This is a genomic window from Nitrospira sp., assembly GCA_029194535.1.
In the GTDB taxonomy this organism is placed as follows: Bacteria; Nitrospirota; Nitrospiria; order Nitrospirales; family Nitrospiraceae; genus Nitrospira_C.
Genome location: JARFXR010000002.1, coordinates 898,985 through 915,597 on the forward strand (window position 1 = coordinate 898,985; position 16,613 = coordinate 915,597).

At 58.6% G+C, this 16,613-nt stretch carries 9 protein-coding genes; 5 read left to right on the plus strand and 4 right to left on the minus strand.

Translation table 11 applies throughout. The annotated features are described in order from the left end of the window. Positions 1 to 16 precede the first annotated feature (16 nt). The 3 genes from P0111_15690 to P0111_15700 form a co-directional block, all read right to left on the minus strand. Positions 17 to 2,359 carry a site-specific DNA-methyltransferase gene (locus P0111_15690; protein MDF0645473.1) on the minus strand — a complete coding sequence of 781 codons (2,343 nt, stop codon included), beginning with the start codon at positions 2,357 to 2,359 and terminating at the stop codon, positions 17 to 19. Positions 2,360 to 2,500: 141 nt separating this feature from the next. Further along, positions 2,501 to 4,168: a putative DNA binding domain-containing protein gene (locus tag P0111_15695; GenBank protein ID MDF0645474.1), complete on the minus strand. Its 1,668-nt coding sequence runs from the start codon at positions 4,166 to 4,168 to the stop codon at positions 2,501 to 2,503. Beyond that, positions 4,165 to 6,876, minus strand: a complete 2,712-nt coding sequence (locus tag P0111_15700; GenBank protein MDF0645475.1) for a DEAD/DEAH box helicase family protein — start codon at positions 6,874 to 6,876, stop codon at positions 4,165 to 4,167. Before P0111_15700 ends, P0111_15695 begins: the two co-directional genes overlap by 4 nt. Before the next feature lie 765 nt (positions 6,877 to 7,641). On the opposite strand from P0111_15700, the gene P0111_15705 reads away from it, so the two are divergent. From P0111_15705 to P0111_15725, 5 genes are all read left to right on the plus strand, one after another. Next, positions 7,642 to 8,403 (plus strand): class I SAM-dependent methyltransferase, encoded by a 762-nt coding sequence (locus P0111_15705; GenBank protein ID MDF0645476.1) that lies wholly within the window; start codon positions 7,642 to 7,644, stop codon positions 8,401 to 8,403. A 62-nt stretch (positions 8,404 to 8,465) separates the two neighbouring features. Then, entirely contained in the window at positions 8,466 to 10,091 is a 1,626-nt protein-coding gene (locus P0111_15710) for a radical SAM protein (protein ID MDF0645477.1), read from the plus strand. Positions 10,092 to 10,620: 529 nt separating this feature from the next. After that, the gene (locus P0111_15715) at positions 10,621 to 12,687 is read left to right on the plus strand and encodes a universal stress protein (protein MDF0645478.1); all 2,067 of its coding nucleotides are present in this window, start codon (positions 10,621 to 10,623) and stop codon (positions 12,685 to 12,687) included. Positions 12,688 to 12,829: 142 nt separating this feature from the next. Next, complete coding sequence (locus P0111_15720; GenBank protein MDF0645479.1) at positions 12,830 to 14,227, plus strand: radical SAM protein; 1,398 nt, start codon at positions 12,830 to 12,832, stop codon at positions 14,225 to 14,227. 103 nt (positions 14,228 to 14,330) lie between these two features. After that, a complete protein-coding gene (locus tag P0111_15725; protein MDF0645480.1) occupies positions 14,331 to 14,840 on the plus strand; it encodes a DUF4149 domain-containing protein in 510 nt (169 codons plus the stop codon). A gap of 994 nt (positions 14,841 to 15,834) precedes the next feature. On the opposite strand, the gene P0111_15730 is transcribed toward P0111_15725, so the two are convergent. Next, positions 15,835 to 16,593: a 2OG-Fe(II) oxygenase gene (locus P0111_15730; protein ID MDF0645481.1), complete on the minus strand. Its 759-nt coding sequence runs from the start codon at positions 16,591 to 16,593 to the stop codon at positions 15,835 to 15,837. Positions 16,594 to 16,613: the final 20 nt, after the last annotated feature.

The following is a 16,613-nucleotide window of genomic DNA, read 5'->3' on the forward strand; positions in this document are numbered from 1 at the left end:
GTCCTGGGATGGGCTTTTAGCCCACGTTCACCGGCATGAGCGTCATCGTGTCGTTGCCGAAGATGTCGATGACTTTGACGGCGATGGTGTAGCGGCCGGGCTTGTCGTAGCGGTGCTGGGCGGATTTCAATTCGAGGTCGCGGCTCCGGCGGGTGCGGAAGCTCTGCCATTCGTTCTCGAAAATGTAGGCGCCGGTCCATCGTTCCTCGAAATCCTCGGCGGATAATTCCAGTTCGCGTTGCAGCGGTTCTTGCCCTGGCAAGAAACCCTGCACGCCGGTCAAGCCGGAGCCTCGCGGCACCTTAATGATTTCCTTCCGACTCTCGTAATTGAAATCCACGGCCCAGTAGTCCACCCAGTCGGTCCATTTCTTCGTGAGCTTCTCCTTCTGGACGACGCCCTTCTTGTCCTTGCTGATTTTGTAGAGGTGGCCCTGCTCGCAGACCACTTCGCTCTTGCCTTCCTTCAATTCAGCCTCGATGGACTTGGCAATGCCCTGCGAGTAGTAGACGGAGAAATCCGTCAGCTCGACGGCCAGCGTCAGCTTGCCCTTCTTGTCGAATCGCGGCGTGACTTCGATGTAGGCCACGTCGTGGAACCGCACTTGTCCCTTCTCGACTGCGCGTTTGTCGAAGACTTCCGGTGGAATCGTCTTGGGCGCCAAGTCGAGGCCCTTCTGTTTCGCCTCGTCCAGCACGGCGGGAAACAAGCCCATCTCGAACTCGAAGGCCAGCACGTCTACGCGAGAGGCACCGCGCTTGCGGCATTCCGTAATGACTTCTTCGATGAACAGCCGCCCGACCGGCAGGTTGATCGGGCCGACGACGACCAGCCGACCAGCCAGCTTGCCATGGAAGAAGGCTGTTTCAGATAAAGGCTCGGCCCGGTAGGCCTTCAGGATCAATTCGCGGAACTCTGCCTCTTTCTTGGCGAGAGCTTGCTCTTTCTTCTTGCCAGTGAGACGCCCGGCGACGTTGAGATAGGCCTGGCGTTCGTAGCGGCCCAAGTTGAGCACCTCGAAGGCGCGGAAGGATTTGCCGGAGGCTTTCAACTCCCGTTGCACTTGAATGAGCCGTTTGCGCGTGGTGTGAATGCCGAACTTGCCCAAGTCGGTGGCAATCCATTTGCGGCCGAGCTTTTCTGCCACCGCCGCAGTCGTGCCGCTGCCGCAGAAAAAGTCCGCTACCAAATCGCCTTCGTTGCTGGAGGCTTTGAGGATGCGTTCCAATAGGGCTTCGGGCTTTTGAGTCGGGTAACCCATTCGTTCTTTCGCCGCCGAATTCAGCCAAAACTGGGAGCGTGCCCAAACTGTTTGCACAGGAAGCCCCTTCAAATCATCCACGAGAATTTTCAATCGGGGCGTCCCGGTTTTCGTGTAAACAATGCGGTCCTCAGCTTCCAGTTTCTTCATATTCTCTTCCGTGTAGCTCCACATTCTTCCCTGTGGCGGATACTTGCCCTTCCATGGGTAGATTCCCGTGCCTCGGCCATGCGCTGGTGCTGTCAGGTCACGCTTTCTGTAGTGTCTACCTTGCTCGTCTGTCTCGAAGTCGTGAGTTTCAAAGAAATCCTTGTCGGGCGGGTCATATTGCTCGTTCCAAGTCACGTTCTCAGCTTTTCCGAAATAGTAGATGATGTCGTGAACATTTCCGAACCGGTCGGGGTCGTTATGTGACGAAGTCCGCTGCCAGATGATGTCGTTCCGGAAGTTGTCCCTACCGAAAACTTCATCCATCGCGGAACGGATGAACGCGCTCACTCTCCCGTCGCAATGCACGTAGATGCTGCCTTCTGGGTGCATTAAGTCGCGCATGAGGATCAGCCGTTCGTAAATCATGGCGATGAAGGAGTCGGCGCCGCGCCCCCACGTATCGCGGTAGGCGATCTGTTCCAAAAGGTTCGGCTCCTTGTGGAAGGTCTCGCCGCCGATCTCGATATCCATGCTGAAGTCCGCGCCCACGTCGAAGGGCGGGTCGATGTAGATGAGCTTGAGACCGCCGGCCTCCTCGATTTGGCGGCGGAGCGCCCCGGCCTTGAGCGACGAGAGAATCAGCTTGTTGTCTCCCCAGATGAGTTTGTTGGTCCAGCCTTTAATTTGACGCCCGCCCATGTCGAGGTCCAGCTCGCCGTTGTCGCGCTGTTCCTTCCGGGGCTCGTCGATGTGTTCGAGGGTCTGAAACGGCAGCACGGCGGTGCAGACTTCCCGGCTTTTGCCGTTCCACACCAGCTCGACCTCGCGCTTGTCGGCGAAGAGGAGAAAGCGATACTTCTCCGGCAGCGGCTTCCCCTGCTCGATCAGTTTAACGAGGTCGCGCTTCTCGGCATCGGAGAGGTCGTCATGAGCGGTTTCGCGGGCCATAGGACTCCAGTCAATTAACCGTCAATTAAGAATTGGCCTGTCAACATTGGGGGTTACCGGTGTTTCGGTGGCTGGACTGGGTTTCTCGTCAATAACACGCTGTTGGCCGTCATGGCTGACCGTAGTCAATCGTAGTTAATCCTAGTCAATCGTAGTCAATCGCCAGGTAGCCCCTTTGGTGCGGCCATCGGTAACCACTTTGCCCTCCCGACGAAGGCGTTGGAGGAGATTGTTAATTTTTCTGGCTTTCTGCTTGCCGGACAGCAGGTCAGAAAGCTTTCCCGTCAGGAGACGTTCAAAATCAGATCGCTGCCCTTGCTCGAAGGTTTTCAGGAAATCAAGAATCAGATCACAGAAATACCGGTCATCGAAGGCCCGGTGTCGGATGTATTCCGCCTGGGTGTCCGTCGCGGCGGCAACATCGGCCGCAACATGGAGCTTGGGTTTGCGGCCTTCAATCAGCCCACGGTGGCGGAGGTCTTGCACGAGCGCATCTTCCGGCAGGCCGCCTTTTTGAACGGTGTCGAGCGCCAGCACGTCCAGCCACGGAAGATCGGCATGGGTGAGCAGAGCGCGGCTGTAATTTTCGTCAATGAAGCGACCCTGGATGCGGAGTGTGACGTGACCCGGCTCGGACAAATCATAATCAGGCAACGGCAGGTAGCGGCTAGCCTGCCCCTTCCACATGACCTCGCGGATGCCGAAGCCCAGGGTATCAATCATGCGCAGCGTGACCATAGCTTCGGCGAGGAAACGATTGCGATACCGGCGGGGCGAACGGTTGGCGCGGATGTAATCGTCGGGTGTGCCGTCGTAAAACTCGCCGGCGTTCTGAAATTCGAGTTCACCAAGCCGCTCGATGACCAGGATTCGTTCGCAGCGGGTGTAATCCTGATGGGCGATGCAGTTGTGGAGGGCTTCGAGCACGATCTTTTCGTCGTATTTCTGGATGTCCACCGGGATCAGCTGACCCGGCGGCAACAGCGAGAGGCGCAGATTGCGAATGCGCTGGAAGAGCCGCGATGTGTTAAGCAAGAAAGGCGGATGGAAATGATCGTACCCGCGTTCAGGGCCTTCGAGTTTCCACGTCATCTCGGCCACATGAGGGTTGAGCAGTGTAGTGGCCTGTTCCCGGCCCAGCAGGAGCAGACACGCACGGGTGATGCCGCCCCGCACGGTCAACTTGGCCTGTTCAAGAAAGGCGGCGTCGTCCCAGGCGCGGATGGTGGCCTCAGGGATGCGGCTGGAATGCCGTGCAGCAAAGATAGCGCGGGCTTTTGCCAAGGCCTCGGGATCAAGGTCGGCGAGAACAGCCTGCGTGACGACAATGGCAGACCAGTCATCGGCCAGACCTTGGGCGCGGATTTCGTCCTGCTTGGCAATGCTGAGACCGGTGAGGCTGGACCCGGTCCGGGCATAGAAGTGAGTTTGCCATGCGATGGGAATGCCGCGCGGCGCGGCGGGAATTTCAAATAACACCACCCGCCCGGATGGAGTGTGAATCTCATGGATTTCACGGAAGCTGGTGGACGGATCTGTACCCTGGGCGATCTGGTGTTTCAGGCTATGCAGCCGCTCCCGTTCGCGTCGGTACTCGGTGCCGACTACCTGGCGCGTGGTGTTGTCCACGCCAAACACGAGCCACGCGGCGGACAAGCCGCGCAGATTGGCCTCGTTGCTCAGGGCCGAAAAATACTTGCCGATGTCGGACGTGGAAAAGTTGTCGTTGGCGTCCTTGAACTCCACGCACTCGCTTTCCCACCCGGTGAGAAGGTGCTGCAAGACTTGCTGGAGTTCCGTCTCGGTCATGACCTGTATTCCGTGAAACTCGCGGCGAGCGCAGCGAAGGTGGTCGGGCTGTGCTTCTCGAAGCCGGTTTGATCGACGAAGACGAAATCGTATCGTTGTCCGTTCTCCTCGGCGGCAGTGGCGTCGGCGCACCATTGCTTGAGCCGGGCCATCTTCTGCGGCAAGTCCAATTCAGCCCGCCCCTTGGTCTCGACGATCCAGGTGACGCCGTCGGTTGTCCGGACGAGGAAATCCGGCGTATAGGTGGACAGATCCCCGTCGGCCTTCACATAGTCGAGTTTGAAGCCGACTGCGAGGTAGTTCTTGGCGAAGGCCGCCACGTCCTTCGCCGATTCCAGGAAGGCCGCGAACGACAGCTCGAACCCGCCTGAGTGAGGCTCGCCGACGGTTTTGGTGAAGAGAGATTTCTTGGCGGCGAGGAATGGGCGATGTTGGGTGCGAAAGGGGCGCGTTTCCCGCAGTCGAATCCTGTCTTCGATGCGCGTGGCGCCGCGGTCCTGAATGGTCAGCGCATTGATGGCAGTCTTGAAGGCATCGTACAGCGTCTTGGCGACATCCGGTTCGGACAGATTGCGGAGGACGACCGGGTCTTCAAGATTGACCGGTGAGCCGGCGAACAGATGGTCGCGCATGAAGGTCTTCATCTTTCCATACAGCACATCGTAGCCGCCGACGAGGCGCAGATCCTTGAGTAATTGGCGGGCGAAGAACGCGACCACGGAGCGATAGTCGGCGGGGCCGGAGCCGTCGAGTTGAATGGTATGGTGAATCTCCGAGTCGAGCATGGTTTTGAAGACGATCTCGCGCGTTTCTTCCGGGGTGAAGGGCTTCAGCGGCGAAGGTCTGTGGCCCAGGGCCGACGGGTCGAGCGCATCGAGGTCCTTGTAGTCCCGGTGGAAGCGGCGGGTGAGTTTGGGCAGTGGAATGTCCAATTCGTCGAGGTTCTTGTCGGGATTCTCCGTATCCACTTCGACGATGAGGGAATCCTGGCGCGAGGCACCGCCCCCCATCGGCACCAGTTCGAGACTGACACCCTCCGCCTGGATGGATTCGACGAAGTCCATAAACTTGGGCGTGCCCATGACGGAGACCGTTTCCCGCACCAGATCGTTGCCGAAATACATCCGGCGTAGGCCGCGTCCGATGGTTTGTTCGGGGAGGATGTCGCTCATCGCGGCATAGGCGCGCAGGCCGCAGATCACGGTGACGTTGCGCACGTCCCAGCCCTCCTTGAGCATGAGGACGGAGACGATGGCTTTGTAGGGTGACTTCCAGGTGTCGATCTCGTTGGCTTGCTTGCGGAGCGTTTCGAGTTCCTCCTTGCTCTTCCCGGACGCGGCTTCGGAAATTTCGCCGTTGTTCTTGGTGTGGATGACGAGCACGCCGCCTTGTAATTCGGGACAAATCTTTTCGAGATAGGCGCCCACTTCATCGCAGTTGCGCGTGTCGTCCACCATCACGAAGAGCACGGCTTTCTTGCCGAGCGCCTGGTGCTCCGTAAAGCTCTTTCGCCATTCCTCGATGCCCAGTCTGAGATAGTCGTCGTATTTCTCGGTGAAGAGGGCGCTCGTTTTCTCCGTCAGCCTGGCGCGGCTGGCGGCGTCCGGCAGGATGGGATGCTTGACGACATTCTGGTGAATGGCTTCGACGAGCGGATAGTCGGACACCGTCTGGACGAAGATCGCGCCGTTGTTATGGCGCGGCGTCGCCGTCACGTCCACTTGCAAGGCCAGGCGACGGTCTTTCTGAAGCATCTTGTGATGAATATCCTGAATGGATTTGAACCAAGCCATCTTGGGGTCGTGAATATGGTGCGCCTCGTCGTTGAAGACGGCCAGTTCTTCCACCTCACGGACGATCTCGCCGAGGTCGGTTCGGCTGTCGGTGGTCTTGCCGACGGGCTTGGGACCGAACGGCGCGAGAAAGTAATCGCGCAGGTCGTCGTCTTCCAGCGACGGATCGGTCACGTCGCCGAGAAAGACGCGGTGAATGTTGGTTAGGAACAGATTGCCGGTTTCTCGGACGACGCGCACGTCGTCCTGGATATGGAGCGTGAGCTGAAAGTCGTCTCGCCAGTTGCGGCCTTCGTGTCCATTAGGAGGAAGAATCGGATCGTTGAAGAAGATTTTCAGGCCGTCGAAATCGGCCCGCAACCGATCGAGCACAATGATGTTTGGGGCGATGACCAGGAAATTACGCGAGAGGGCAGAGTCTGTCTCGTACAGTTTATGAAAAAAGCTCCAGGCGATGAGCAGGGAGAGCACTTTCGTTTTTCCCGCGCCGGTCGCCATCTTCAACATGTAGCGAGGCCAGTCCTCATCGAACATGCCGGTTGAGACCGCGCCCGACGCATCGAACCGCATCAGATCGTATTTATCGCGGGCACGGCGAACCTCGAACAGCCAGATGACCGTCTCGACCGCCTCCCGCTGAGCGAAGTAGTAGCGGAAGGGGGAGCGCGACCCATCGGCGTTTTCGATCAGGTGCTCGGTCTCGAACCAATAACGGAGCAGGGCGACCGAGGTGGTGGAGGCGCCGGCGTATCCATTGGCTCGCCAGGCGAAGACTTCCTCGCGGACTTTCGCAACAAGAGGCGGAAGCAGTTTGTCGTACGCCGTTGTGCGGAGCGTTTCGTCGGCAGGAAACCAGCGCTGATCGGGAATGAGTGGCTCGTACGGAGAGGTTGGGAAGCGTGGATGAAGGGCCATGGCGCACGAGAGTCTAGCCAATTCCCCCAGGTGGAGCAATGGAAATGCCGGGAGCCAAGCTCTGGATGGCCGACGTGACAGCCGCTTAAACCGGGTACGACGAGATTCGAATGGTGAAAGCCGAAAAGCAGCAAGAAGGTGATTGTTGTGAGACAGGCGCCGATGGGTGCTTACGCGCCGGCGCCCTTTGCTTCGAGATGCAGTTCTTTCGGAGGGATGCGCGGCTCTCGCGGCGGGGGACCGCCCCAGATAAGGACCTCTGGGCATAGGTCAGCGCCTGTCGGCCAAAATACTGCGCCTGCCTCCACACGGACTTCACGGAACCGCGCAGGGTCTTTGCGAATCGATTCAAAAACGGGCCCGACTAACAAATCGGAAACATCTCGCTCAACCACAGACCCGTCCGTCAGAGTCAGGCGGAGTTGAAAATGATCGAGCGGCTCGACTTGTTGTATGCGAAGGAATGACGTCATGTGGTGAGTTTACTCCTATCTCATGGTCTAGCCAATCTGCCAAGGGCGTGCAATGGGAATGCCGGTCACCAAGCTCTGGAAGATGCGGTCGAGGGCAGGCTTCGGCGGGTATCCAGTCCCCGATCACGACTGAATGCTGAGGGCAAGGCCCTGACTGGATTCCCGCTTCCGCGGGAATGACAAACTTCAGCGCTTCTGGCGGCAAACCGACCTACTACCGTATGGATGGCCGGCTTGACATCACCAGAAAGCGGGTGCTACCACGCTGGGCATGTTATCTGTGGAGGAGTCCGTGCCGCAGACGCAACCACCGTCCGACGCGGAGGCCCGCACCATCTCAACCTGGTCGGGCGAAGCCCGCGAGCAGGCCGTGCAGCGGATGTTCACGGCGATCGCCGGCGTCTATGATCTGAACAACACGCTGCTGAGCTTCGGACTCCACCACCGTTGGAAAAAGCGTACGGCCTCGCTCGTCCCGCTCGTTGAGAAGGGTACGGCGCTCGACGTCGGCGCCGGTACGGCTGACCTGGCGCTCTTGCTGGAGCCCCGCATGGGCGCACGGGGACGGGTCGTCGCCTCCGACCTGAACCATGCCATGCTGGCGGAAGGCCTGAAGAAGGTCGGCGTCAAGGGATTGGCGGGGAAGATCACCTGCCTGCAGGCGAACGCCGAGCATTTGGGATTTGCCGACGATAGCTTTGACGCGGTCACGACCGGCTTTTGCATGCGCAACGTCGGCAATCTCTCCCAGGCCGTGGGAGAGATTCGCCGGGTGATGAAACCGGGCGGCACGTTCGTCTGCCTGGAATTTTCCCGACCGGTGTTCGGATGGCTCCGCGCCCTGTACGATTGGTATTCGTTTACCTTGCTGCCGTGGATCGGCACGAAGGTCGCCCGCGACAAAACCGGCGTATACGAATACCTCCCGGCCTCGATCCGGACGTTTCCCGATCAGGAACGGCTCTGCCAAATCATGCGCGAGGCCGGCTTCCGAGAGGTCTCCTATCGAAACCTCTCCGGCGGGATTGTGGCGATACATATTGCGATAAAATAAAGTTGTTAGTTGTGAGTTTTTAGTGTTGAGTGGTTCAGACTAAAAACTCAACACTCAAAACTATGAACTCGATTCTCTACATTTTCCTCCCCTGCAAGAAGGTCTATCCGATCGGGATTACCTATCTGGCCGACTTCATTCACCGCCGCAGGCCTGACGTCCGCCAGCAGATTCTGGACCTGTCGCTCTATCCGATCTCACAGCGGAGTCAAGCGATCAGGGACGCGGCTACGGTGTTCCGGCCGGACCTGGTCTGCTTTTCATGGCGCGACATCCAGATCTTTTCTCCCCATGAAGGAGATTCCTCGCTGGAACATGCGTTCAACTTCTACTTTGCGAGCAATCCACTCAAGCGCATCGTCGCGTCGATCGAAGGCGTGAAGCAGCTCTACCGTTATTACCGCCACATCTATACGATCTTGTCCTATCCCTGGCTCATCCGAAAAGAATTCCCCAAGTCTCAGATCATGATCGGCGGCGGCGCCTTCACCGCCTTTGCCGATCAATTGATCGACAAGCTGCCGGAAGGCTCCATCGGCCTCCTGGGCGAAGGAGAGGACGCGATTCTCAAGTTGATCGAAGGCCGGTCCATCGAGGACGAACGCTACATTGTCAAGGAAAACGGCCGGGTGAGAAAGGGACAGCAAGGCTCGCCGGCGTTGCTCGACGCGCTCACGGTGGATCTGCCCTATCTGACGTCGATCTTCCCGCAGTACCGCGAGTATCAGGGAGAGGCCATCGGCGTCCAGACCAAGCGAGGCTGTCCGTACGACTGCGCCTTCTGCCTCTATCCTTATATTGAAGGCAAGCGAGTCCGGTATCGACCGCCCGACATGGTGGTGAAGGACATCGCGCAACATTACCATCAATGGGGCGCACGCCGCTTCTGGTTCACCGACGCACAGTTCATTACTGGGAAAGAAGCCTATCCCCAGTGCACGGAGATCCTCGAGCGCATCATCAGCGAGAAGATGGAGATCGAATGGTCCGGCTATATCCGGACCTCCCTGATCACCCCAGACTTAGCGAAATTGATGGTCCGGTCCGGCGTGGGAGATCTGGAAGTGGCGATCACCTCGGGATCGCAGGAAATCCTCAACAACCTGCACATGGGCTTCAAGCTCGAACGACTGTATGACGGATGCCGGTACCTTGCAGAGGCTGGCTTCAAGGGCAAGGTGATCCTGAACTACTCGCTGAACAGCCCCAAGGAAACCGAGGACACCTTGTTGCAGAGCGTCGAGGCCTACAAGACCGTGGCAGCTATTTTAGGCGAAGAGCGGGTGTTCCCCCTGATGTTCTTCCTCGGCATCCAGCCGAATACGGACTTGGAGCAGCGATTGCTGGAGGAAGGGTATCTCTCGGCCGGCTACAACCCGCTGATGCTGACGCCGACGAGCATCAGGAAGCTACTGTATAACCCGGCGCCGCTCAACAAGATCATCGCCAAGGCTTGCCTCAAGGCCTGGGAGCGCAAGAGCGGGAGCCGCGACCCCCGCAAATGGACCGGTTCCTTGTCGCAAACCTCGGCAGACTCCGGACCCTATGCCGACGCCAACCTCGCCCGCGGCATCGAAGGCAATTCCGGACGGGATGCGTTGCTGTCTCTTGAAGAGATCCTACGAACCTCCAAGTCCCGCGCTGCATCGCACTCCGAAGAAAAATCTCTGACGGCCTCCTCCACATAATAACGAGGACGCCTTACCCGTGGAGTGTCTCGGTGTGGATCCGGGACAATCTCGATCGTCTCCTCACACCGCTCCCTGGCTGTCTGAGCAAACCAGATCGACATCCTGTTCTTTCTAATCTTTTCGCGATATGTCGCGGCAGGTCGTCATCATCGCCATCCCTCACGGCCAGCGCTTCTGTCAGCCGGTATTTCTTCCTTCCCCGCTCGCGCTATTTCTATCGTAATCCTGCTGATTCCGGACGTCGCTCGACATTCCCGCTTCTAGATGAAGCTGGCACCAAGCTTGCGGATCATGGAATCAAGATCGGTCCACGCATCTCCCGAATTCGACCCTGGCCAGCTCGACTGATGTTGAAGACCGTCGGTCCGGCGCTTGAACGGGAGCCGCTGATCGCCTTGCATTCCCGAGATGGTCGGTGTTATCATGCCGCTTCTTTTACACTGGATAGGTTTGTCAACCGTTTGGTTTTTCTGGAGATTATGGCGGTTCCACCTAGCCGGTGAGAGGGCCCGGAGGAGGCATCTCGATGTATAAGACGATCTATGTTCCGGTCGATAATTCCGACCATTCCAACACCGCCGTCGATATGGGGGTGCACCTGGCCAAGGCGTTCGGCTCGAAGATCGTGGGCAGCCATGTCTATGCCGCGAAAATGCATGACAAACGCTTCAAACAGATGGAAGCGGGTCTCCCTGAGGAGTACCACGACGAAAAGGAACTCGACCGGCAGCGCCAAATCCATGATTCACTGATTACCCGCGGGCTGCAGATCATCACCGACTCCTATCTCGATTACGTCGACAAGCGGTGCAACGAGGCGAACCTGCCGGTCGAGCGACGGTCGCTTGAAGGCCGCAACTGGAAGGTCCTGGCCGAGGACATCAACACCAATGCGTACGATCTCGTCATCATGGGCGCCTTGGGGGTCGGAGCGGTGAAGGACAGCGTGATCGGCAGCAACACCGAACGGGTGGTCCGCCGTGTCCGCAATTCGGACATGCTCATCATCAAGAATATCCAACCGTTCGCCGGCGGGAAGATCGTCGTCGCTGTGGACGGCAGTCCCTATTCCTTCGGCGGCCTCATGACCGGGCTCTCGCTGGGCAAGGCCTTCAACATGCCGGTCGAGGTGATTTCGGCCTTCGATCCGTACTTCCATTACGCGGCCTTCCATAGTATTTCCGGCGTCCTGAACGAGGAGGCCGGCAAGGTATTCCGCTTCAAGGAACAGGAAAAGCTGCACGAAGAGATCATTGACAGCGGCCTGGCTAAGATTTACCAGTCGCACCTCGACATTTCGCGCGAGATCGCCCAGGCGGAGCAGACCGACGTCAAGACCACGCTGCTCGACGGCAAGGCGTTCGAAAAGATCATTCAATACGTCCGCAAGGACGTTCCCGCCCTGTTGATCGTCGGCCGGATCGGCGTCCACAGCGACGAGGACATGGACGTCGGCAGCAACACGGAAAATCTGCTCCGAAGCGCGCCCTGCAACGTCCTGGTGTCCAACCGCAAGTATGTGCCCCCGATCGATACGCAGGCCGAATACACGATCGCCTGGACGGAAGAAGCCTTGCGGCGCATGGAGAAGATCCCCGTATTCGCGCGCGGCGTGGCCAAAACGGCGATTCACCGGTATGCCATCGAAAAGGGCCACACGATCATCAGCAACACGGTCGTGGACGCGGCCGTCGGCCACATTCTGCCGAAGGGTGCGATGGACGCGATGCGGGCTCTCGGCGGGAACCTCGAGGCCGCCGGCATCGACCGCGACAAGATGCAGGCCGATGATGCGGTCGCGAAGGATCTCATGGGATCGACGCTCAGCGGCATGATGACCCAGGTCGTCGAGGAGAAGCCGAAGAACTCAGAAGCGACCCAGGCCTATCTCGATCGCATGAGCCAGAACTATTTCGTGTGCGATGGATGCGGGTACATCGGGAAGGGCGACACGCCGGTGAAATGCCCCGTCTGCGGCGCCGAAGGCGCCAGGTTCAAGCAAGTCGACAAGAGCATCTTCGACGCGGCCGCCAAGTCCGAAGGCGGCCTCGAAACCGATCTGGCTTACGATGACGTGCCGATGCAATGGACCAAGGACGCCAAGGAAGCCATCCGGGCTGTTCCAGCCGGATTTCAACGGCGACGGGCGAAGGCCAAGATCGAAAAGAGCGCCCGCAAGCTGGGCATGACCACCATCACGCTCGAATACGCCGCGCCGATGATCAAGGAAGCTGCGGAAGAAGACTACCAGCCGATCTTCGCCAATAAGGGCGCAGGCACTTCGGCGGAAGCCGAGGCCAAGCTGGCTGCGGTGAGCGCCGACGAGACGCATGAGAACGGCCGGTCCGAATCCTCACCCTACACCTGGACGCCCGACGCCCAGGCCAGACTGGACCGCGCTCCGGAAGGATTCATGCGGGATTGCACCAAAGCGCTCATCATCAAGCATGCCGAAAAGCTCGGGGTGACGATGATCACGTTGGAGGTCGCCAACGAAGGCATCGAGCAGGCCAAGGGCTATATGGCCGAGGCCATGAAGACCGGCAACTTGAAGGACATGATCGCCAACCTCACCGGAAAAGGAAGTGCCTAATTTTCAGTGCTGAGTCCTGGGTGTTGAGTGCTTAGTAGCAGCAATAAATTGACCGGACCTGGGCTTACAACTCAGCACATGAATGTCAGCACTCAGCACTAGTTGATCAGCACTCACGTCTCAGCACTCAGCACTAATTGAAATGGGTAAATCGCTTCCTATTCTGAATAATCCTGCGCTCTCCGGAGCGCTGGGTTCGTTCCAACAACAGATTACCCAGTTTTTCACCCCATCCAAGCCAGGCGCCAATCCAGGCGACAGTCCCGCGGACGGCAGGACCGTGGATGACTTCAAGCCCTATCTGGTGGCCTTGAATCTGACGAAGCGCTGCAATCTCAAGTGCGACCACTGCTATCTGGATGCCACCACCAAGGCCGCAGGCGGCGACGACGAATTGTCCACCGAAGAATGCTTCCGCCTCATCGATCAGATCGCCCAGGTCAACAAGGGCTGCCTCCTCGTCATCACCGGAGGCGAACCGCTGGTGCGTCCGGACATCCTCGACATCGCCCGTCATGCGGTGAAATCGGGCTTCATGGTGGTGTTCGGGACCAACGGCATGCTCATTGACGACCACATGGCCCGCACGCTTGTGGACATCGGCGTGATGGGGGTCGGGATCAGTATCGATTCCCTGGACGCGGCCAAGCACAACGCCTTCAGAGGGGTGCCCGGGGCCTGGGAGGCTGCGGTCGCCGGCATCGAGGCCAGCAAGCGGAACGGGCTTCAATTCCAAGTCCATTTCAGCGCTCAGCCGATGAACTATCAGGAGCTGCCTGCGGTGATCGAATGGGCGCATGGTTTGGGCGCCAGAGTGCTCAACGTCTTTTTCATGGTCTGCACGGGACGCGGCGAAGAATTGACCGATATCAGCCCCGCTCAGTATGAAGAGGTGCTCGGCTATCTCGTGACCTGCCAGGACAACTACAAGGGGATGCTGGTGCGGGCCCGTTGCGCCCCGCATTTCAAGCGGCTCGCCTACGAAAAGGATCCCAATTCGCCCATCACGAAGGCCACGGGCTACATGGGCGGCGGCTGTCTCGCTGGAACGAACTATGCCCGCGTGACGCCGAACGGCGAGCTCACCCCCTGCCCCTACATGCCCCTGTCCGCCGGTAATGTCCGGCAGCACAGTTTCGTCGACCTCTGGGAGCAGTCGGACATTTTCAATTCGTTCCGCTATCCGCAGCTGAAGGGCAAGTGCGGCGACTGCGAATATGCCGACATCTGCGGTGGCTGCCGAGCCCGGCCCTATGTCGATCACGGGGATTGGCTGGACGAAGATCAGTGGTGCCTGTACACACCCAAGGGGGGAGAGAAGATCAAGGTCGCCTTCAATACGCCGGAAGAGTCCGAAGTCCAGTGGGACGAGGCCTCCGCGCTACGGTTGAGTCGCATCCCTTACTTCCTCAGGGCGATGGTGAAGAAGGGTGTCGAAACGCACGCTCGCGAACAGCACATCACACTCATCACGGTGGAGTTGATGGAGGAATTGCGCAAGAAGCGGTTCGGGAACGACGCCCCTGTATTCAAGTTTTAGGGCTGAGCCTTGAGTGCTGACTCCTGAGTAAGCGATTCCATGAGAAAACGGCGCCGGCTTTGACACCTCAGCACCGAGGGCTTGAGACTTAGGACTAAGGAAAATGGACGCATTAGAAAGTATCACCACCGATCTCAACCAGCTGATTCCGATCGTCAACCACTGGTTCCACCTCCTGTCCGCGGTCATTTGGATCGGAGGTCTCGCGTTTCTTGTCATGGCGGTGACCCCTGGGCTGCAAAAGGCCGTTCCACGTCAACAAATCAAACCGATCACGGATATCTTCTATCAGCACTACAAGAAAGTCGCCGGCATCCTACTGATCGTTCTGCTGTTCACCGGAGGTATCAATCTGCACTACGTGAACCAGGTGCTGCTGTCCCAGACCGGCGCCGGGGTACAGCATCATGCCAAGTATCTGATGGTGTTCTTCATCAAACTATTTCTCGTGCTCTGCCTCCTGACTCTCTTCCTCTACACGGTCATCTTTAAATCCGAGGACGACGATGACGAGGCGGAAGCCTACGAAGTCATTCCATTTCAGCGGGCCGCACTCTGGATGGGCTTCTTCATCATCCTCTGCGCTGCTGCCATGAAACACCTCCACCAGTAGACTCCACCGGCCGCAATCGACGACGGGCCGGTTCTTCCGCGCATCATTGTCGCTCGGACGGCCGAATTCCGGAGCCACACAGCAGTGCTCCATTCCCATGCGCCTCAGCCGCATCGGAACGAATGATGTATCCCTTTTGATAATGGCGGTTCCGGATCCGATACTTGTTAGGAGTGCTAATTGCATGATTCCCCGTCTCCCCTTCTGCGTTGCATCGTAAAACCTTCCGATTGAGCAATCACTTAGCGTGAGATCCACCGATCATATCGCACTGGTATGCCGGTTGCTCTACGCCGCCGACGTGATGAGCCAACCAGCGCCGTGCTGAACGACGCCGGCGGAGCGAGGCGCCGATGATGTCCACCAAAATAGACAGCAGCCTATTCGCGAGGTGGAACGACCTTCGGATCGTGCCCATCCGAAGCGACTTCATCGCCGCGCGCTCATGCCGATGAGGCCGCGTGCGCCGGTAAGGGGCGCGCGGCCTTTCATCGTCGAGCGGCGAGCCCGGCTCTGCGCGGACACGATCGCCGATCACTCACCTGAAGCCGTGGAGGAACTCTATGGGAACGCCGATGCCAGTGCCCTCTGTCCAGGACGAACGACCCCTCGGCCCTGCCGTCACCGCATCAATTCCCGAACAACGCCGCCGCCTCCCGCCACGCAAAGTTCGGCTCACAGTCAACCTGCCGCAAGACCTAGTGGAGCAGGTTCGTGATGCCGTCTTCTGGACACCCGGGCTCACTATCGCCTGGTTGATTGCGCGGGCCATGCGGATGTCCCTGGCCGACATGCACTCGACGAACCACGGCCCGTTCCCAAGACGATCGAGGCCTCTGCGAGCCGGCAGACCGAAGCTGACCGGCCAGACAATGAATCTCCAGATGAACGGCAGGCTCTTGCCCTCCGGTCCCGTGAACAAGCCTTGATCGGCTTGGAAGGAATCCTTTTACGATTCTGTGCGTGAAACAGCGCAGCGGGTCGGACGAATGACCTATCGGCGGGCCGATGTCAATGCGCGCTTGAAGACGGCGCGAAGACCGAAATAGGCGAAGGAGTCTTTGAGATTGGAATACAGTCGCTTGAAGGTGCCCATGTCGGGATTGGTGACATATTCCATCGTCAGGGCGATCCGTTCCTCGCCGGCACCGAGCGGCGTCACGGCATGCCACAACTTGTCTCCGTTAAAGATCACCATGTCGCCCGGCGTGGTGATGAGCTCAAGCCGCCTGGATTGTTTGACGGGATCGTCCTTGAAAAGTTCGCACACCAGTTTGCATTGGGTGGATCGGTCCACCAGACCCATGAGTATCGTGTACCGGCTGCCCTTATAATAGGACGTATCGTAGTGGAATCCGATATGATCGCCCGGCTCCGTGTAATAATAGAGCGCGCAGGAATGCGGATCATTGTCCGGGCAGAGCATCAACTTAGCGTGGGACAGCCGGCTGAGGAAATCGAGGAAGGCGGGTGATCGATAGAGATCGAGAAACCGGGGCGCCTTCTCCAGGACCGTGTAATAGCTGACGCTGCCGCCTTTCTTATGGCCGGGAATATAGTTGCGATTGAGGTCGCCCTTCACGCCCTGAGCCTGGGGAACCAACCATTCCTCGACGAGCGCCCGATCGAGGAACTGCGGAATCACTAGAAACTCATTCTGCTCCCAGTACTCGCGATGAAGGCGTTCGAAGTCCACGCGCGCCACAGCCTGATCCACGGCATCGGCAATCGTACTGAGTGTCTGGGACGTCATCGCTCCCCCCATCCGTTCGT

Bases quoted from the DNA above. Each gene is read 5' to 3' on its own strand.
- P0111_15690 (MDF0645473.1), bottom strand. From the start codon at position 2,359: ATGGCCCGCGAAACCGCTCATGACGACCTCTCCGATGCCGAGAAGCGC.
- P0111_15695 (MDF0645474.1), bottom strand. From the start codon at position 4,168: ATGACCGAGACGGAACTCCAGCAAGTCTTGCAGCACCTTCTCACCGGG.
- P0111_15700 (MDF0645475.1), bottom strand. From the start codon at position 6,876: ATGGCCCTTCATCCACGCTTCCCAACCTCTCCGTACGAGCCACTCATT.
- P0111_15710 (MDF0645477.1), top strand. From the start codon at position 8,466: ATGAACTCGATTCTCTACATTTTCCTCCCCTGCAAGAAGGTCTATCCG.
- P0111_15715 (MDF0645478.1), top strand. From the start codon at position 10,621: ATGTATAAGACGATCTATGTTCCGGTCGATAATTCCGACCATTCCAAC.
- P0111_15720 (MDF0645479.1), top strand. From the start codon at position 12,830: ATGGGTAAATCGCTTCCTATTCTGAATAATCCTGCGCTCTCCGGAGCG.
- P0111_15725 (MDF0645480.1), top strand. From the start codon at position 14,331: ATGGACGCATTAGAAAGTATCACCACCGATCTCAACCAGCTGATTCCG.
- P0111_15730 (MDF0645481.1), bottom strand. From the start codon at position 16,593: ATGACGTCCCAGACACTCAGTACGATTGCCGATGCCGTGGATCAGGCT.